The organism is Halalkalibacter sp. AB-rgal2, assembly GCF_041821005.1.
In the GTDB taxonomy this organism is placed as follows: domain Bacteria; phylum Bacillota; class Bacilli; order Bacillales; family Bacillaceae_D; genus Halalkalibacter.
Genome location: NZ_JBGUAV010000004.1, coordinates 149,393 through 168,621, shown reverse-complemented (window position 1 = coordinate 168,621; position 19,229 = coordinate 149,393). Strand labels below are relative to the sequence as shown.

The window sequence follows — 19,229 nt, the reverse complement described above, 5'->3', positions numbered from 1 at the left end:
GAGTTGGAAAAATGGAATACAAAGAAACATTACTTATGCCCAAAACGGCATTCCCAATGAGAGGGAATTTGCCGAATCGTGAGCCAGAGCGTCAAAGTATTTGGAATGAACAAAACATTTATGAAAAAGTACAAGAACGTACGAAAGGCCGACCTCTATTTGTCTTACATGATGGTCCTCCTTATGCAAATGGGGATATTCATATGGGCCATGCACTAAATAAAATCTTGAAAGATTTTATCGTGCGTTATAAATCAATGAGTGGCTTTCATGCTCCTTACGTACCAGGATGGGATACACATGGACTTCCAATTGAAACAGCATTGACGAAAAACGGTAAAGTGAAGCGTAAGGAGATGAGTGTAGCTCAATTTAGAAAGCTTTGTGAAGAGTATGCACTTAAGCAAATTGCTCGCCAACGTGAACAATTTATGCGTTTAGGTGTTCGTGGAGATTGGTGGAATCCTTATATTACGCTAGATAAAGGGTATGAGGCACAACAAATAAAAGTGTTCGGTGATATGGCGAAGAAAGGGTACATTTATAAAGGGAAGAAGCCCGTTTATTGGTCACCATCATCTGAGTCAGCTCTAGCTGAAGCTGAAATTGAATACCACGATAAACGTTCACCCTCCATTTATGTTGCCTTTTCTGTAAAAGAAGGTGGGGACGTATTAGACGGTGATGAAAAAATCATTATTTGGACAACAACACCTTGGACGATTCCTGCTAATTTAGGGATTGCTGTACATCCTGATTTAACATATGTAGTTGTACTAGTAAATCATCAAAAATATGTCGTTGCGGAAGGATTACTTGAAACGCTAGCAAATGAATTTGAATGGGAGCAATATGAAGTAACGAAAACAATGAAAGGCTCTCAGTTAGAAAACGTCGTTGCAGAACATCCGATTTATAAACGCGACTCACTCGTCATCTGTGGAGATCATGTCACATTAGATGCTGGTACTGGTTGTGTTCACACAGCTCCAGGACATGGTGAAGAGGATTACATTGTCGGACAAAAGTATGGTTTAGATATCCTTTGCCCAGTTGATGACAAAGGATATATGACTGATGAAGCTCCTGGTTTTGAAGGCTTGTTCTATGATGAAGCGAATAAACCGATTACCCAAAAATTAGATGAGCTCGGTTCGTTAATGAAGCTAACGTTTATTACACATTCGTATGCGCATGATTGGAGGACGAAGAAGCCGGTTATTTATCGTGCAACGGCTCAATGGTTTGCTTCAATTGAACAATTCCGGGATCAACTGTTAAAAGCTGTTGAAGAGGTCGATTGGATTCCGAAGTGGGGCGAGACTCGTTTATTTAATATGGTACGTGATCGAGGCGACTGGTGTATATCTCGTCAACGTGCTTGGGGTGTACCAATTCCTGTGTTTTACGGCGAAGATGGAGAGCCAATTATTACGGATGAGACAATTAATCATATCGTCAAGTTATTTAGAGAGCATGGTTCGAATGTTTGGTTCGAATGGGATACGGAACAACTTTTACCAGAAGGGTTCACGTCTTCTCATAGTCCAAATGGAACATTTACTCGTGAAATGGATATTATGGATGTTTGGTTTGATTCAGGCTCTTCTCATCAGGCTGTTCTTGAGGAACGTAAAGAGCTTGATCGACCCGCAGATTTGTACTTGGAAGGCTCTGACCAATATCGAGGCTGGTTTAACTCATCGCTTTCTACGGCTGTAGCAGTGACTGGAAAAGCACCTTATAAGGGCGTGTTAAGTCACGGCTTTACACTTGATGGAGAAGGTCGTAAAATGAGTAAATCAATTGGAAATGTAGTCATTCCTAACGATGTTATGAAGCAGCTTGGAGCTGATATTTTACGCTTATGGGTAGCGTCGGTTGATTATCAAGCAGATGTACGTGTTTCTGATAAAATATTAAAGCAAGTATCTGAGTCCTATCGAAAAATTCGAAATACTTTTCGATTTTTATTAGGAAATTTGCATGATTTTAATCCGAGCGCTCATCGTGTTGAAACGGAGCAACTTAGAGAAGTTGATCTATTTATGCTCGTCAAACTAAACAATGTGATTGAAAAAGTAACAGAATCATATGAGCATTATCAGTTTTCGACGGTTTATCATACTATTCATAACTTCTGTACCATTGAATTAAGTTCATTTTACATGGATATGGCAAAGGATACGTTATATATTGAGCATGCTAATCATCCAGCACGAAGAGCGATTCAAACAGTGATGCATGAAGTGCTTATTGCATTAACGAAGCTCGTTTCACCAATCTTGTCACATACAGCAGATGAAGTATGGGAGCACATACCTAATGTTGAAGAAGAAAGTGTTCAATTAACGGATATGCCTCAAGTTCAAGCGTTCAATGATGTAGAAGGTCTAGAGAAAAAATGGGATCAGTTTATGGAGATACGAGATGACGTTCTAAAAGGATTAGAGCAAGCTCGAAATGAAAAGAAAATAGGGAAATCATTAACAGCTGCTATTACGCTATATGCAAGTGGTCCTGTCAGTGATTTATTACGTTCGATTGAAAACCTTGAAAAGCTCTTTATCGTTTCGAGCGTGAAAATGGCTGGTGAAGTAAATGAAGCACCAAGCTCGGCGACGACTTTTGAACAATTAGCCATTTCCGTTGAGCAAGCTGAAGGTGAGACGTGTGAGCGCTGTTGGGTTGTATCGACTACAGTAGGCGCTTCCGCTGAGCATCCTACCTTATGCTCTTCTTGTGCCGAAACGGTGAAAACGTACTACGCAAATGAATAAATATTTTGGGAACGGCTAGCATAACGCTAGTCGTTTTTTTAATTAGGAAATTATAAGTAGGTATCGTTCGTGTTCTTGAAAAGTTAATATTAAGACATAGGTGTGTAAATATACCATGTTAAATCTTACTTGGCTATCGTTACGGTCATTGGTGAAACTATACAATGACGTCATTAGATTTGATGTCAATGTAACAACTGGGGGAATCGAGATAATGGACTATACTTCTTTAAAGCAACAATTGCTGCAACGAAAACAAAAGGTTGAGGCACGAATTAAAGAAAGCTTCTCTGATGAAGAGAAAGAGTCTCTTTCTTATTCGACTGGTGAGTTATCACAATATGATAACCATCCCGCTGATACTGCTACAGATCTGTACGAAAGAGAAAAGGATGCAGCATTAATGGAGCAGCTCGAGCATGAGCATGAGGAAATTGAGCATGCCCTAGCTAAATTTGATAAAGGAACGTATGGGATTTGTGAGGAGACAGGAAAAGAAATCCCATATGAACGACTTGAGGCACAACCGACTGCAAGAACGGTTATTGAAAAAGGAGAGAAGGGAATGATGGATTCTTCTCATCCAGCTGAAGAGGATGTGCTTCAAGGCTTTAACACCTTTAATTTTGACCATTTATCGAAAGAAACAGAATTTGATGCGGAAGATTCCTATCAAGCTGTTGCATCATTTAATGAGAATTCGATGATCTTTGAAGACTCTTCATTCATGGATCAAGATGAATTAATTGGCTATGTTGAGGAGATTGAAGGCTTTCTTTCGACTGGTATTGAGGGGTATTCAGGATCGGAAAATGTCCAGTTCCAACGAAATGTTCATTATGATCATTATTTAAATGGACAAAATTAGATAGAAAGCAGGCTCAAAGGATTATTTGAACTTTTGAGTCTGCTTTCGTAAAACAAAGGACACAAAAAAGTGATAAGCCAAATTTTTTCAGTGCCCTTCCTGCTTGTCGCTTGGCGGTATGATATAATAACTAAAGTTAACCATTTTATCGTAGTGGAGGGGTAGGTTTGAACGTATTAAAATATTATGCTTTAACACTCGCCATCATTTTATTGGATCAGTTAACGAAATGGATCGTTGTTAAAGAAATGGAAGTCGGAGAACGAATTAGATTAATTGAAAATGTCCTTTATTTCACATCCCATCGTAATCAGGGGGCAGCATTTGGGATTTTACAAGGTCAAATGTGGTTCTTTTATATCGTGACGATTGTTGTTGTCATTGGCATCGTTTATTATATGAAAAAAGAGGGATCTAAAAGTGTTATGATAGGCATTTCACTCGGATTCATTCTTGGTGGCGCACTTGGGAATTTTATCGATCGTGTACTTCGAGGAGAAGTCGTTGACTTTATTGATACATACATATTTGGATATAATTTTCCGATCTTTAATGTTGCTGATTCTGCCCTCTGTGTAGGTGTTGGAATTCTCTTTATCAAGATGATTGCGGATGAACGGAAACAGAAAAAGGAGAGAACGTAATGGAGCAGCATGAATGGACTGTCACAGCTGAAGAACATGGAGAACGTATTGACAAGGTGTTAACAGCTAATGAGAAAAAATGGTCTCGAACTCAAGTTCAGCAATGGATTAATAATGACCATATTAACGTAAATGGGAAGCCGGTAAAAAGAAATTATAAAGTGTCAGCAAATGATCATATTACTTTAACGATTCCTGAACCTGAAGAATTAGAAGTCGTTGCTGAGAATATACCAATTGAAATCGTCTATGAAGATGAAGATGTGATCGTCGTGAATAAACCACGAGGAATGGTTGTACATCCAGCCCCAGGTCATTCATCTAGAACGCTAGTTAATGCGCTTATGTATCATTGCCAAGACTTATCAGGTATTAATGGGGTCATTAGACCTGGAATTGTTCATCGAATTGATAAAGATACTTCAGGGCTTTTAATGGTCGCAAAAAATGACCATGCACATGAATCGTTAGTCAATCAATTGAAGAAGAAAACAACTAAGCGTATATATAAAGCGATCGTTCATGGCGTTATTCCACATCAACATGGTACGATAGATGCTCCGATTGGCCGTGATTATACAGATAGACAAAAGATGACCGTCACTGAGAAAAATAGTAAAGATGCTGTTACTCACTTTACAGTTTTAGAGACGTTTAAAAATTTCTCCTATGTCCAATGTGAGTTGGAAACGGGTAGAACGCACCAAATTCGTGTACATATGAAGTATATTGGCTACCCATTAGCGGGTGATCCCAAATATGGTCCGAAACGTAAATCACTACAAATAAATGGTCAAGCGCTTCATGCTGAGGTTCTTGGGTTTACCCATCCTCGTACTGGTGAAGATCTATTATTTGAAGTTCCTATTCCTCCAGATATGAGTGAACAATTAACGTTTCTTCGATCACAATAGTCGAAAAAAGTCGTTGACATTTTGACACATCTCGTTCATACTATGAGTAATTAAATAAGTCCTTTAACATCAGTCCCGTGAGGCTGAGAAGGAAGTCGGAAACAAACCGTAGGCATTTACTAATTAAACAAGACCTACGTATGTTTGCAAAGCCCTCTCATGCCTAAATTTTGGTATGAGAGTTTTTTTGTATGTATAGAAAAGGAGGCCAATATGTCACGTATCATTTTAGATGAACAGGCAATTAGAAGAGCCATCACACGAATCGCACATGAGATTATTGAACGTAACAAAGGTGTCGAAAATTGTGTCTTAATCGGCATCAAAACGAGAGGGATTTATATTGCTAACCGTCTAGCTGAGAGAATTGAGCAAATCGAAGGTGTTTCGGTTCCGGTTGGTGAGGTTGATATTACACTATATCGTGATGATTTAACGAAGAAATCACCTACAGAAGAGCCGATTTTACAAGGGACGGATATAAATGTTGATATAAATAATCGAAAAGTGATTCTAATTGATGATGTCCTTTATACGGGTAGAACGGTTCGTGCAGCTCTCGATGCATTAGTTGATTTAGGAAGGCCTGCACAAATTCAATTGGCCGTTTTAATTGACCGCGGTCACCGAGAATTACCGATTCGTCCAGATTATGTTGGAAAGAATGTACCAACGTCGAAAAGTGAAATCATCGCGGCTAAATTAAATGAAATTGATGATGTAGATGAAGTGACGATCGAACATAAATAAAAATAGTGATTGTAGAAAAGAGACAAGTAGGGGGATATACAATGGCATCAAATCATGAAATTGGCATTCAGGAGAAACCAAGGTTAGATAAATGGGTCGTATTAAGTATCCAGCATTTATTTGCCATGTTTGGAGCAACGATATTAGTTCCGTTTTTAGTCGATCTAAGTCCTTCAGTAGCATTGCTTTCAAGTGGTTTAGGAACAATTGCTTATTTACTCATAACTAGAGGTCAAGTTCCTGCTTACTTAGGATCATCCTTTGCCTTTATTGCACCGATCATTTCAGCAATGGCAATTGGTGGTCCAGAAGGGGCGATGGTTGGTAGCTTTTTTGCTGGGATCGTATACGGGATCGTTGCATTAGTTATTAAAACCATTGGAGTAAAGTGGATTATGAACATCCTCCCTCCTATAGTAGTTGGACCAGTCATAATGGTCATTGGATTAGGGCTAGCAGGTGTTGCTGTTGATATGGCGATGAATGATCAAGGAACCGGGGAATACAATGGAACGTTCTTATTTGTAGCACTCGTTTCTCTTGGGATAACCGTTCTAGCTTCGATTTTCTTCAAGGGATTCTTTAGTTTAGTCCCCATTTTGTTCGGGATTGTCGGTGGGTATATCACATCATTGATTGTAGGAATTGTTGATTTCACCCCTGTTAAAGAGGCAGATTTCATTTCTGCACCTGAGGTGATCGTTCCATTTGTCACGTATACACCTAGTTTAAGTTGGACGATTTTGTTCATTATGGTACCGATTGCTGTCGTAACGATTTCTGAACATATTGGAGATCAGATGGTACTTAGTAAGGTGGTCGGTCGAAACTTTATTAAAAAGCCAGGTTTACATCGCTCATTATTGGGGGATGGAGTAGCAACAATTATTGCTTCGTTAATTGGTGGTCCACCTAATACAACTTATGGTGAGAACATTGGTGTTCTAGCGATTACGAGAGTATTTAGTGTGTTTGTTATTGCAGGTGCGGCAGTCATTGCAATCTTCCTATCATTTATTGGTACGTTTGCGGCGTTTATTGAATCGATTCCAACAGCCGTCATGGGCGGTGTATCGATCTTACTGTTTGGTGTCATTGCATCATCTGGTTTAAGAATGTTAATTGATAATAAGATTAATATTGGGGAGAAGCGTAACTTAATTATTTCTTCCATTATACTAGTCGTTGGAATTGGTGGAGCTGTCATTCAAGTAAATGAGCATATCGAAATCCCTGGTATGGCTTTAGCAGCAATTATTGGTATTATCCTGCATCAAGTATTACCAAATAAAGAAGTTAGCTATGGAAAGAAATCGATGTTTGAGACAGATGAATAGAAGATCCTTTTAAAAGAAGTACAGAGAGACTTCAAAAGGTGTTACGTTTTGAAGAGGGAACTCCCTCTCTCATTTCTAATACCCTGAGAAGCGTACTCTCAGGGTATTTTTTTACAGAAAAGCTTAAACACAAGGTAAGAATTTTAAAAAGGGGATGATGAGTATGATGACAGCAATGGAGTTGCAACAAAGAGGAGATCTTTTAACGTTAGATAATATGACTACTATGGAAATTATACAACTGCTAGGAGAAGCTGAACAATTTGCTACAGGTTATGAATGGACAACGAATCAACAAGCTGTCGTTGCGAATTTATTCTTTGAGCCTAGTACGAGAACACGTTATAGCTTTGAAGTAGCGCAAAAGCTTCTCGGATTTCATGTCTTATCCTTTAGTGAAGAGTCATCAAGCGTTCAAAAGGGAGAGTCTTTGTTAGATACGGTGAAAACTTTTGAGTCGATTGGGGCTAATGTCTTAGTCATTCGTCATCCAGAAAATGAATATTACGAACAAATTAAAGATCAATTATCCATTCCGATAGTAAATGGAGGTGATGGTAGTGGACATCACCCGACTCAATCATTACTTGATATGCTAACAATCCAGCAAGAATTTGGAACGTTCGCAGGCTTAAATATTGTTATAACAGGTGATTTACGACATAGTCGAGTGGCTCGTTCTAATGCAGCGACTCTCACTCGCTTAGGTGCTAATGTGAAAGTGGCTGGCCCGATTGATTGGATGGAAGGTTATACTCATTTATATGAGCATGTCGATTTTGATACGTATCTTCCACAAGCAGATGTTGTGATGCTTCTAAGAATTCAGCATGAACGGCATGATCAATCCATGTCTTATACGAAAGAGGAGTATCATCGTCAATACGGATTGTCATTAGCTCGTGAGAGTCAATTAAAGCAAAATGCTATTATTCTTCATCCAGGACCTGTAAACCGTGGAGTTGAACTAGCAGATGAATTAGTAGAAGGGAAGCACTCGCGAATTTTTAAGCAAATGAAAAATGGAGTTGCTGTTCGAAAAGCCGTTATGAAACGGGCGATTCTAAAGCAATCATTGTAGGAGGAGAACGAGATGAATACGAAACTAATAGGTGGTTTCATTTTACAAGCGGATGGTGAATTCGTTCAAAAAGATATTTATTTAATTGATGGTCGCATTCAATTTCAGACACATGAACCAATTGAAAAAGAACTAGATGTAGCAGGGAAATTAATTGCTCCAGGACTTGTTGATGTCCATGTGCATTTACGAGAACCGGGTGGGGAGCATAAAGAAACGATCGAAACAGGATCACATGCAGCAGCAGCTGGTGGGTTTACAACGATTTGTCCTATGCCAAATACTCGTCCAGTACCTGATACTAAAGAGCAACTAGAATGGCTACAAAATCGAATTGAGGAAACGGCTATTGTTCGTGTGCTGCCATATGCCGCCATTACAACGAGACAGCTTGGTAGAGAATTAACGGATTTTTCTGCTTTAAAAGAATCAGGGGCGTTTGCGTTTACAGATGATGGAGTAGGTGTTCAATCTGCTGATATGATGCTTCAAGCGATGCAAAAAGCAGCAGAATTAAATATGGCTGTTGTTGCCCATTGTGAAGAAAATACGTTAATTCATGGTGGTGCTGTACATGAAGGGGGTTATTCAAAGGAAAAAGGGTTAAAAGGAATTCCCTCTGTTTGTGAATCTGTACATATTGCCCGAGATGTCCTGTTAGCTGAAGCAGCAGGTGCTCATTATCACGTATGTCATATTAGCACGAAGGAGTCGGTTCGAGTCGTACGTGATGCTAAAAAAGCTGGAATTCGTGTGACGGCTGAAGTAACACCACATCATCTATTGCTTTGTGATGAGGATATAGAAGGTGTTGATCCTAACTATAAAATGAATCCGCCTCTTCGAGGAAAAGAAGATCGTGAAGCGTTGTGGGAAGGGTTATTAGATGGAACGATTGATTTTATCGCAACAGATCATGCACCGCACTCAGCCGAAGAGAAATCGGAAGGAATCGAGAAAGCGCCGTTTGGTATTGTTGGGTTAGAAACAGCCTTTCCGCTCTTGTATACAAACTTTGTCCAAACAGGAAAGATTTCTTTGAAGCAATTAGTCGATTGGTTAACGATTAAACCAGCTGAAACGTTCCATTTACCATTCGGTACTCTTAAAGAAGGCTCACATGGAGATCTTACCGTTATTGATCTTGAAAAGGAAAAAGAAATTAGTGCGAAGGCTTTTCTATCAAAAGGGAAAAATACACCATTTTTAGGGTGGTCATGCACTGGATGGCCTGAATATACATTTGTAGGTGGAAAACTTGTATTTGCGAAAGGAAAGGTGACCTCATGAAACGTCAATTGATTTTGGAAGATGGATCTGTATTTGTAGGCGAAGGCTTTGGATCAGCGAAAGAATTAAGTGGAGAAGTTGTATTTAATACAGGAATGACTGGGTATCAAGAGATCTTATCTGATCCGTCTTATTGTGCGCAGATTGTGACGATGACGTATCCTCTTATCGGGAATTATGGTATTAATCGGGATGATTTTGAATCGATTACGCCTTCCATTAATGGATTGATTGTGAAGGAATATGAACCTGAGCCAAGTCATTGCCATGAAGAAGAGCCTTTGCATGAATTATTAACAGCAAAGGATATTCCTGGCCTGGCAGGGATTGATACACGTAAGTTAACTCGTTTAATAAGAGAGCATGGAACACTAAAAGGAAGAATTTGTTCAATGGAAGTGGATGTATCCTCTGTTATCAATGAGTTAAAGGCTGCTGCCTTCCCTCATGATCAAGTTGAACGTGTTTCTACAAAAGATCCCTATCATGCTCCAGGTAGAGGAAACCGTGTTGTATTAGTTGATTTTGGAATGAAGCATGGTATTTTACAAGAGCTAATCGCTCGTCAATGTGATGTCGTAGTTGTACCGTATAACACAACAGCAGAAGAAATCATTCGTTTAGGTGCAGATGGTGTGATGCTAAGTAACGGTCCTGGAAATCCAGTCGACGTGCCAGAAGCGATTGAAATGATTAAAGAGTTAATTGGAAACGTACCGATCTTTGGTATTTGTTTGGGGCATCAGCTATTGGCACTCGCAGGTGGTGCTACAACGAGCAAATTGCGATTTGGACATAGAGGCTCGAACCATCCAGTTCGAGATTTAGAAACAGGGAAAATCGCCATTACTGCTCAAAATCACGGTTTTACGGTAGATGTTGAATCATTACAAGGAACATCATTACAGTTAACTCATGTAGCAGTTAATGACGGGACAGTAGAAGGAATTAGAGTGAAAAATACGCCGGCATTTAGTGTGCAGTATCACCCAGAGGCTTCACCAGGACCGCATGATGCAAATGATTTATTCGATCAATTTATTTCAATGATGGAAACAGCCAAGAAACGTTCGTTACACGTCTAGTAGGGGGAGAGGACATAAATGGGAAAACGTAAAGATATTCATAAGATACTTGTTATTGGTTCAGGTCCAATTGTTATTGGACAAGCTGCAGAGTTTGATTACGCTGGTACACAAGCTTGTCAAGCATTGAAAGAAGAAGGGTATGAAGTCGTTTTAATTAATTCAAACCCTGCAACGATTATGACTGATACAACGATGGCTGATCGTGTTTACATTGAGCCAATCACGCTAGAATTTGTGAGTAAAATCATTCGTAAAGAGCGACCAGATGGTATCGTTGCAACATTAGGTGGACAAACAGGCTTAAATATGGCAATGGAGTTAGAAGAATCAGGTATTCTTGAACGCTATCAAATTGAATTACTTGGAACTGATCTTGAAGCCATTAAACAAGCTGAGGATCGTGACTTATTTAGAAGTTTAATGCATGAATTAAATCAGCCAGTTCCAGAAAGTGAAATTGTTCATAACCTTGATGAAGCCTTTGCGTTTGTTGAAGAGGTTGGTTATCCAGTAATTATTCGTCCTGCTTATACGTTAGGTGGAACGGGCGGTGGAATTGCACATGACGAGAAGGAATTCAAAGAATTTGTTTCAAGTGGATTGAAATATAGTCCTGTGACACAATGTTTAGTGGAAAAAAGTATTGCTGGGTTTAAAGAAGTTGAATATGAAGTGATGCGTGATGCTAGCGATAATGCCATTGTTGTATGTAACATGGAAAATATTGATCCAGTAGGTGTTCATACAGGAGATTCGATTGTTGTCGCACCGAGCCAAACGTTGACGGATCGTGATTACCAGCGTTTACGTAATGCATCATTAACGATTATTCGTGCACTTGGAATTGAAGGTGGATGTAATGTTCAATTCGCTCATGACGCACATAGTGACCAATACTATATTATTGAAGTCAACCCCAGGGTCAGCCGTTCATCGGCACTAGCATCAAAAGCAACTGGCTATCCAATTGCGAAGATGGCAGCGAAAATTGCTGTAGGTTATAGCCTTGATGAATTAATGAATCCTATTACAGGAAAGACATATGCAAGCTTTGAGCCTGCACTTGATTATGTTGTATCGAAAATTCCGCGCTGGCCATTTGATAAATTCGATTCAGCAAACCGCTCATTAGGAACACAAATGAAAGCAACAGGAGAAGTAATGGCAATTGGGCGTAACTTAGAAGAGTCGCTACTGAAGGCAGTGCGTTCGTTAGAAGCAGGCTATGATCATTTGTTTGATAAAAAAATCACGACGATTTCATCTCATGAATTATTAGAACGAATTCCTAAAGCGGACGATGAACGGTTATTTATTTTAGCTGAGCTATTAAGAAGAGGTGAAACGGTCCAAACGCTTTGTGATTTGACCAAAATTGATCGCTTCTTTATGCAAAAGCTTCATCGAATCATTCAGATTGAAATAAAGCTAAAAGATTCAAAAAATGATGTTGACGTATTGAAGCATGCTAAAGAAAAAGGCTTCTCTGATATAGCGATTGCTCGTCTATGGGATCAAGAGGAAAAAGAGGTGTATGATTTCCGTCAAAAGAACAAGGTTGTTCCTGTATATAAAATGGTCGATACGTGCGCTGCGGAGTTTGAATCGGCTACACCTTATTTTTATGGAACCTATGAAGAAGAAAATGAATCTGTACGTACAGACAAAAAGAGTATTCTCGTATTAGGGTCAGGACCGATTCGTATTGGACAAGGTATTGAATTTGATTATGCGACTGTTCATACTGTTTGGGCGATTAAAGAAGCTGGATATGAAGCGATTATTATGAATAATAACCCCGAAACGGTATCGACAGATTTTAGCACTTCAGATAAATTATATTTTGAGCCATTGACCGTAGAAGACGTGATGCATGTCTATGAACAGGAGAAGCCTGAAGGTGTTATTGTTCAATTTGGTGGTCAAACGGCAATTAACTTAGCTGCTGATTTAGAAGAGCGTGGCGTACCAATTATCGGGACATCACTAGAAAGTATGGATCGTGCTGAGGATCGTGATAAATTCGAACAAACATTGCTATCGCTTGATATACCGCAACCACTTGGTCGTACAGCAACTTCGGTTGAGGGGGCAGTTGAAATTGCGACTGAAATTGGTTATCCAGTTCTTGTTCGTCCTTCATACGTTTTAGGTGGTCGAGCTATGGAGATTGTTTATAAAGAAGAAGAATTATTAAATTACATGACAAATGCAGTTAATGTTAATCCAAAGCATCCGGTTCTTGTCGATCGTTATTTAACTGGGAAAGAGCTTGAAGTAGATGCCATTTCGGATGGGGAAAATGTCTTTATTCCAGGAATAATGGAGCATATTGAGCGTGCAGGAGTACACTCAGGAGATTCAATTGCTGTTTATCCACCACAAACCGTTCCTGAACATTTAAAACAAAAATTAATTGACCGAACTATCTCTATTGCAAGAGGACTAAAGATTATCGGCTTGTTAAATATTCAATTTGTTTGGCATCAAGATGAAGTGTATGTACTTGAAGTGAATCCACGTTCAAGTCGCACGGTTCCATTTTTAAGTAAAATTACCGGAGTACCGATGGCGAATATTGCAACAAAAGCAATGCTTGGTAAGTCGCTACCTGAGCTTGGTTATGAAACTGGATACCAGGAAGAGGCCAAGGAAGTATCGGTAAAGGTTCCTGTCTTTTCATTTGCTAAGCTAAGAAGAGTTGATATTACACTTGGTCCAGAGATGAAATCGACTGGAGAAGTTATGGGTAGAGATCATACGCTAGAGAAGGCTTTGTATAAAGGCTTAGTTGCTTCTGGTATGCAAATTCCGACGCACGGATCTGTTCTGTTTACAGTTGCGGATAAAGACAAAGAAGAAGCCTTAGCGCTTGTAGAGCGTTTCCATGGATTAGGATTTGATATTATGGCAACGGCGGGTACAGCACAATTTATTCAAGAAGCGCATATTCCTGTCACAATCGTTAATAAGATTGGTGAGGAAAAGCCACATTTATTAGATGTGATTCAACAAGGACAAGCACAATTTGTGATTAATACATTAACGAGAGGAAAGCAGCCGGCTCGAGATGGCTTCCGTATTCGACGTGAAGCCGTTGAGAATGGTGTCGTATGTTTGACATCAATGGATACAGCAGAGGCACTGTTAAGAGTTCTTGAATCGATCACATTTTCTTCGGAGCATATGCCAGAGTTGAAGCTATAGAAAAGGAGTGGGGGGACCTATGATGAAGAAAGAAATTGTAACAGTTCAATCGCAACGACCGTTAACATCTAATGTATATGAATTGGTTTGTAGTGGTTCGCTTGTAAATGAAATGACAACACCTGGGCAATTTCTTCACTTGCGAGTAAGCAGTAGTGATGACCTGCTTTTAAGACGTCCAATCAGTATTTGTGATGTTGACCTGGATGCAGAAACGGTCAAGATGCTTTATCGAGTAGAAGGAAGTGGAACGAAACGATTGTCAGAAAAAAAATTAGGCGATTCGCTTGATATTTTAGGACCATTAGGTCGCGGTTTTCCAATTGAGGACATTAAGCCGAATGAAACGGCTGTCCTCGTTGGAGGTGGAATAGGAGTCCCTCCTCTCTATTATTTATCTAAGCAGCTAAAGAAAAAGGGTGTGAATGTCGTTCACATTCTCGGCTTTCAATCAAACGGTGATGTTTTCTATGAAGAGGAATTTAGTCAATTAGGAGATACGTATGTAGCAACGGCTGATGGTACGTATGGAACATCAGGCTTTGTAACAGATGTTTTACAAAATGAAGAGATACGGTTTGACTATATGTATTCATGTGGCCCAACACCGATGTTAAAGGCATTATCTGATCGTTATGCGGATCAAAAGCTCTATATCTCTCTTGAAGAACGGATGGGCTGTGGTGTCGGAGCCTGCTTTGCCTGTGTTTGTCATGTCGTAGGAGATGAATCAGGCACGAGCTATCGAAAAGTTTGTACTGATGGCCCTGTCTTTCCAGTAGGGGAGGTTGTATTATGAACCGATTAAAGGTCGAATTACCAGGATTATCATTGAAAAATCCAATTATGCCTGCTTCTGGCTGCTTTGGCTTTGGAAAGGAATATGCCTCTTTTTACGATTTGAGCGAATTAGGGGCGATTGCAATCAAAGCGACAACGGCTGAATCACGATTTGGAAATGCGACACCGCGGGTAGCAGAAACGACTGCTGGTATGTTAAATGCCATCGGTTTACAAAACCCTGGGCTTGAGGGGGTTATGGCTAACGAGTTACCTTGGTTAGAACGATATGATGTTCCGATTGTAGCTAATGTTGCTGGGACTGAAATTGATGATTATGTAGCAACAACAGCGAAGCTTTCTACAGCTCCTAACGTACAAGCGATCGAATTAAATATTTCCTGCCCAAATGTAAAGCAAGGTGGAATCGCTTTTGGTACGATTCCTGAAGTGGCTGCACAGTTAACAAAGGAAGTCAAAGCGGTGTCTGAAGTTCCTGTTTATGTGAAATTATCTCCAAATGTAGCGGATATTGTTGAAATAGCCCGTGCTGTTGAGCAGGCTGGTGCGGACGGGTTATCGATGATTAATACACTATTAGGAAGTCGGATTGATATTCGTCGTCGAAAGCCGATTTTGTCGAACCTTTATGGAGGTCTGTCGGGTCCAGCCATTAAGCCAGTAGCGATCCGTATGATCCATCAAGTGAGCCAAGCTGTAGCTATTCCGATTATTGGTATGGGTGGGATTCAAACAGCAGAGGATGTTGTTGAGTTTATGCTTGCTGGTGCTAGTGCGGTAGCGATTGGAACGGCAAACTTTACAGACCCTTATATTTGTCCGACTCTTATAGGAGAACTCCCAGCTTTACTAGATGAATTAGAGGTAAATGAGATTCATGAATTAATCGGAGGGAGTTGGAAAGAATGACACGTCCATTTATTATTGCATTAGACCTAGACAATCGTGCAAAGAGATTAGAGCTACTACGTTCATTTAATCGTGAGTCTTTATTTGTTAAGGTAGGAATGGAACTATTTTATCGTGAAGGGCTGCAAGTGATCGAAGAATTAAAGCAGGCAGGGCATCGTATTTTCTTGGATTTAAAGCTTCATGATATTCCTAATACCGTTCAACGGACAATGAAGGAATTAGCTGCGCTTGATGTTGATATCGTCAATGTACATGCAGCAGGTGGCCAAAGAATGATGGAAGGTGCTGTTGAAGGGCTTGAAGCGGGAACTTCAGCTGGTAGAAAACGCCCAGTTTTGATTGCAGTAACGCAACTAACGAGCACAGATGAAGATACAATGCAGAAGCAACTTTTAATTGAAAAGCCACTGACTGAAGTGGTGCAAGCCTATGCGCAACTAGCTAAGAAGAGTGGTGTAGATGGAGTCGTATGCTCGGCTCAAGAAGTACCGTTCATTCAAGAAGCGTGTGGAGAGACCTTTTATACAGTGTGTCCAGGTATTAGACGTGCCGAAGATGAGAAGGGTGATCAAAAACGAGTTGTTACTCCACAAAAAGCAAGAGAGCTTGGGAGCTGGGGAATTGTGGTCGGTAGAAGTATTACGACCGCAGATGATCCCTTTTCTGTATATAAAATAATGAAGCAACAATGGGAGGGCTTGAAGTGAAAGAAAGTATTGCTAAGCATTTATTAACGATCGAAGCGGTTCATTTGCAGCCGAATGAGCCTTTTACATGGACATCGGGTATTAAATCACCAATTTATTGTGATAATCGATTAACACTTTCTTTTCCTTCTGTTAGAAAAGATATTATTAAAGGCTTTGTCGAGTTATATAACGAGCATATTAAAAAGGCAGATGTGATTGCGGGTACAGCTACTGCAGGTATTCCTCATGCTGCTCTTTTAGCAGATGCTCTTGAGCTACCAATGGCCTATGTACGAGGTAGTGCAAAAGGTCATGGAAAGCAAAATCAAATTGAGGGCAAGGTAGAACGTGGGCAGAAGGTTGTCCTAGTTGAAGACTTAATCTCTACAGGTGGCAGTGTCGTTAAAGCGGCTGAAGCATTAAGGGAAGCTGGTGCTGAGGTTGTAGCTGTTTTAGCAATCTTTACATATGAATTCCAAAAAGCAGAAGTGACGATGCAAAACGCGAATATCCCTACTTATATTTTAACGAATTATTCGACATTGGTTGAGGTAGCTAGTCAAAATGGATACATTAAACAAGCCGATGTCGCTAAATTAAACAAATGGAGAAACAATCCTCAATCACTTGAATGGATGGGGCAATAACGATAGAAAACTGAAAAGCTATGAAGTTCAGTTAATCACTATGCAGCCTTTCGGCAAAGTCTCGCAAAAGCGATACAGTCGACTGGCTTTTTTTGTGATTTGAGAGTATAGCCATGATCATTCGTTTTTTTAATTCGCTCCCCCTTCCGCTTTTTTAACGAAAAAAAGAAAATAAGAGAAATAGTCTAAAAAGGCCTTTGAGAAATGAGACTCAAAGGCCTTTTATCTACAGTTTGAAGTTTCATAAAGCCGGTGAAATCTTACGATAAGTAAAATTTCACCTGCTTTTCATTTCAGAGGCGGGGGTTGTCCTAGCCTCGTTTTGTCTAGTCTGAATCGAAACCACAAAAGGTTTCATACTCGATTTTTTAGACTCACATTTTGTACGGTGGCTTTTCATCTCATTTTCTTAGTGAACGTACGAGATCTTCGTCTGGTGTAACAAATAATGTCGTTTGTTGTTCATAAATGACAAAGCCGGGCTTCGCTCCGTTAGGTTTTTTGACGTGACGAATTTTCGTATAGTCAACTGGGACGGAGCTTGATTGTCGAGCTTTACTAAAATAGGCTGCAACGGTTGCGGCCTCAAGTAATGCTTGTTGATCAGGTTCCGTACTTCTAATGACAACGTGTGATCCAGGAATATCTTTAGTATGTAACCAAATTTCATCTTGACGTGCAAATCGCATCGTCACATATTCATTTTGCTTATTATTCTTTCCAACATAGAAGTCAATGCCAGAAGTTGATCGATACGCTTCAATTTGTGGCTTCATTGCTTTTTTCTTCTTCTTTGATTGCTGCCTTCTCCTGATATAGCCTTCTTCAATTAATTCTTCTCTTATTTCCTCAATGTCTTTTGGCGATGCACTTTCCATTTGCTGAATGAGCTGTTCAAAATAAGCCATTTCTTCTTTGCTCTTCTCTATTTGCTCTTGCACGACTTTCACTGAGTTCTTTGCTTTGTTATAACGCTTAAAATAGGCTTGAGCATTTTCTGCTCCAGTCTTTTGCGGGTCAAGTTGAATTGTTATCGTTTGCCCGTCTTCATCGTAGTAGTCAACCACATCAATTGACTTGCTTCCTCGTGTAATCGCATGAATGTTGGCTGTAATGAGCTCACCGAGCTTTTGATATTGTTGTGCTTGATCAGCTTGAATTAACGTTTTTTCAAGCTTTTTGATTTTTTTCTTGTTTTTTTGCCACTCGTTTTTCATGAATCGTTCTAAATCATGAGCCTGTTGCTTCACTCGATCTCGTTCAGCTTTCCCGTAGAAAAAACGATCAAGAAGCTCACTTATCGATTCAAATCGTTTTCTTTCTCCTTGCATGTGTTTGAGGTGGATAAGCGAGAACGTTTCTTTTTCAGTTACTATCATTTCAGGCTCGTAGGAATGTGTCTTAAGCTTGGTTATTATATAAGAAAAAGCTTCGACGAGTGAATCCTTATTTACCATTGGCCCTGCTAGATGAATGATTTCTTTAGCTAGCTGAGGGGAGAGTCCTGCAAGCTTTTGAACGAGCTGATTGTCAAGCTTACCGGAATTGAAATCTAGTAATTGCAATAAGCGTTCTTCATCGATCATCAATGGGTTTTCTTTATTTTGTTCAGGTGGTCTACTATACAGCTGACCTGGAAGAATGGTTCGAATGCTGCTCTGTGATAGACCAATATGTTTAATACTGTCAAGAATCATCCCTGTTTCCGTATCAACTAAGCTAACATTACTATGGCGTCCCATAATTTCAATATAAAGCTTCTTTTGTGTCTCATCACCTATTTCGTCTTTATGTCGAATGGTAAAGACAATCACTCTCTCCATATCTAATTGTTCAATTTGTTCAACGACTGCTCCTTCTAAATGTTTCCGCAATAACATACAAAACATCGGTGGTTCTGCCGGGTTATCGTATTTTTCATTTGTCAAATGAATACGGGCGAAGCTAGCGTTAACAGAAATGAGTAATTGATAATTTTTGCGGTTCGCTCGTATCGTGAAAACTAATTCTGATTTATATGGTTGATGTATTTTTGATATGCGACCAGAGGTTAATTGTGAGCTTAATTCATGCGCCACCGCTCGTGTCATAAATCCATCGAATGACATGTTGTTCACCCTTTCTCTGTGCCAAGTAAAGATTCATCTATATTGTACATTTCTTTAGTATAGCATGTTTTGCGTGTCTACTAAATAAAATGGCTTGCATATGTTATGAATCG

15 protein-coding genes are annotated in these 19,229 nt (G+C 39.7%); 14 read left to right on the top strand and 1 reads right to left on the bottom strand.

Annotated elements, in window-relative coordinates:
- Positions 1-11: 11 nt before the first annotated feature.
- From ileS to pyrE, 14 genes are all read left to right on the top strand, one after another.
- Positions 12-2,780, top strand: a complete 2,769-nt coding sequence (ileS, locus tag ACERJO_RS05250) for an isoleucine--tRNA ligase (RefSeq protein WP_373646784.1) — start codon at positions 12-14, stop codon at positions 2,778-2,780.
- A gap of 115 nt (positions 2,781-2,895) precedes the next feature.
- Entirely contained in the window at positions 2,896-3,648 is a 753-nt protein-coding gene (locus tag ACERJO_RS05245) for a TraR/DksA C4-type zinc finger protein (protein WP_247103877.1), read from the top strand.
- 167 nt (positions 3,649-3,815) lie between these two features.
- Positions 3,816-4,292: a signal peptidase II gene (gene lspA / locus ACERJO_RS05240; RefSeq protein ID WP_247103880.1), complete on the top strand. Its 477-nt coding sequence runs from the start codon at positions 3,816-3,818 to the stop codon at positions 4,290-4,292.
- Positions 4,292-5,206, top strand: a complete 915-nt coding sequence (locus ACERJO_RS05235) for an RluA family pseudouridine synthase (protein ID WP_247103881.1) — start codon at positions 4,292-4,294, stop codon at positions 5,204-5,206. The genes lspA and ACERJO_RS05235 overlap by 1 nt, the downstream gene beginning before the upstream one ends.
- A 213-nt stretch (positions 5,207-5,419) precedes the next feature.
- A complete protein-coding gene (gene pyrR / locus ACERJO_RS05230) occupies positions 5,420-5,956 on the top strand; it encodes a bifunctional pyr operon transcriptional regulator/uracil phosphoribosyltransferase PyrR (RefSeq protein WP_247103883.1) in 537 nt (178 codons plus the stop codon).
- A 41-nt stretch (positions 5,957-5,997) separates the two neighbouring features.
- Positions 5,998-7,293, top strand: a complete 1,296-nt coding sequence (locus ACERJO_RS05225; protein WP_373646782.1) for a solute carrier family 23 protein — start codon at positions 5,998-6,000, stop codon at positions 7,291-7,293.
- Positions 7,294-7,456: 163 nt separating this feature from the next.
- Positions 7,457-8,374, top strand: a complete 918-nt coding sequence (locus tag ACERJO_RS05220) for an aspartate carbamoyltransferase catalytic subunit (RefSeq protein ID WP_247103885.1) — start codon at positions 7,457-7,459, stop codon at positions 8,372-8,374.
- Between the two features lie 12 nt (positions 8,375-8,386).
- Positions 8,387-9,664 carry a dihydroorotase gene (locus ACERJO_RS05215; protein WP_373646781.1) on the top strand — a complete coding sequence of 426 codons (1,278 nt, stop codon included), beginning with the start codon at positions 8,387-8,389 and terminating at the stop codon, positions 9,662-9,664.
- Entirely contained in the window at positions 9,661-10,749 is a 1,089-nt protein-coding gene (locus ACERJO_RS05210; protein WP_373646780.1) for a carbamoyl phosphate synthase small subunit, read from the top strand. The genes ACERJO_RS05215 and ACERJO_RS05210 overlap by 4 nt, the downstream gene beginning before the upstream one ends.
- Positions 10,750-10,767: 18 nt before the next feature.
- Positions 10,768-13,959: a carbamoyl-phosphate synthase large subunit gene (carB, locus tag ACERJO_RS05205; protein WP_373646777.1), complete on the top strand. Its 3,192-nt coding sequence runs from the start codon at positions 10,768-10,770 to the stop codon at positions 13,957-13,959.
- A 19-nt stretch (positions 13,960-13,978) separates the two neighbouring features.
- The gene (locus ACERJO_RS05200; protein ID WP_373646776.1) at positions 13,979-14,758 is read left to right on the top strand and encodes a dihydroorotate dehydrogenase electron transfer subunit; all 780 of its coding nucleotides are present in this window, start codon (positions 13,979-13,981) and stop codon (positions 14,756-14,758) included.
- The gene (locus tag ACERJO_RS05195; protein ID WP_247103890.1) at positions 14,755-15,669 is read left to right on the top strand and encodes a dihydroorotate dehydrogenase; all 915 of its coding nucleotides are present in this window, start codon (positions 14,755-14,757) and stop codon (positions 15,667-15,669) included. Before ACERJO_RS05200 ends, ACERJO_RS05195 begins: the two co-directional genes overlap by 4 nt.
- Positions 15,666-16,379 carry an orotidine-5'-phosphate decarboxylase gene (pyrF, locus tag ACERJO_RS05190; RefSeq protein WP_373646775.1) on the top strand — a complete coding sequence of 238 codons (714 nt, stop codon included), beginning with the start codon at positions 15,666-15,668 and terminating at the stop codon, positions 16,377-16,379. Before ACERJO_RS05195 ends, pyrF begins: the two co-directional genes overlap by 4 nt.
- Positions 16,376-17,008 (top strand): orotate phosphoribosyltransferase, encoded by a 633-nt coding sequence (gene pyrE / locus ACERJO_RS05185; RefSeq protein ID WP_373646774.1) that lies wholly within the window; start codon positions 16,376-16,378, stop codon positions 17,006-17,008. Before pyrF ends, pyrE begins: the two co-directional genes overlap by 4 nt.
- 401 nt (positions 17,009-17,409) lie before the next feature.
- Here pyrE and ACERJO_RS05180 read toward each other — a convergent pair whose 3' ends face one another.
- Positions 17,410-19,116: an Rqc2 family fibronectin-binding protein gene (locus ACERJO_RS05180; protein WP_373646773.1), complete on the bottom strand. Its 1,707-nt coding sequence runs from the start codon at positions 19,114-19,116 to the stop codon at positions 17,410-17,412.
- Between the last annotated feature and the right edge of the window lie 113 nt (positions 19,117-19,229).

Coding starts and splice junctions, on each gene's coding strand:
- ACERJO_RS05215 (WP_373646781.1), top strand. CDS start 8,387: ATGAATACGAAACTAATAGGTGGTTTCATTTTACAAGCGGATGGTGAA.
- ACERJO_RS05210 (WP_373646780.1), top strand. CDS start 9,661: ATGAAACGTCAATTGATTTTGGAAGATGGATCTGTATTTGTAGGCGAA.
- ACERJO_RS05245 (WP_247103877.1), top strand. CDS start 2,896: ATGTTAAATCTTACTTGGCTATCGTTACGGTCATTGGTGAAACTATAC.
- ACERJO_RS05200 (WP_373646776.1), top strand. CDS start 13,979: ATGATGAAGAAAGAAATTGTAACAGTTCAATCGCAACGACCGTTAACA.
- ACERJO_RS05225 (WP_373646782.1), top strand. CDS start 5,998: ATGGCATCAAATCATGAAATTGGCATTCAGGAGAAACCAAGGTTAGAT.
- ACERJO_RS05235 (WP_247103881.1), top strand. CDS start 4,292: ATGGAGCAGCATGAATGGACTGTCACAGCTGAAGAACATGGAGAACGT.
- ileS (WP_373646784.1), top strand. CDS start 12: ATGGAATACAAAGAAACATTACTTATGCCCAAAACGGCATTCCCAATG.
- pyrF (WP_373646775.1), top strand. CDS start 15,666: ATGACACGTCCATTTATTATTGCATTAGACCTAGACAATCGTGCAAAG.
- ACERJO_RS05220 (WP_247103885.1), top strand. CDS start 7,457: ATGATGACAGCAATGGAGTTGCAACAAAGAGGAGATCTTTTAACGTTA.
- ACERJO_RS05180 (WP_373646773.1), bottom strand. CDS start 19,116: ATGTCATTCGATGGATTTATGACACGAGCGGTGGCGCATGAATTAAGC.
- ACERJO_RS05195 (WP_247103890.1), top strand. CDS start 14,755: ATGAACCGATTAAAGGTCGAATTACCAGGATTATCATTGAAAAATCCA.
- pyrR (WP_247103883.1), top strand. CDS start 5,420: ATGTCACGTATCATTTTAGATGAACAGGCAATTAGAAGAGCCATCACA.
- carB (WP_373646777.1), top strand. CDS start 10,768: ATGGGAAAACGTAAAGATATTCATAAGATACTTGTTATTGGTTCAGGT.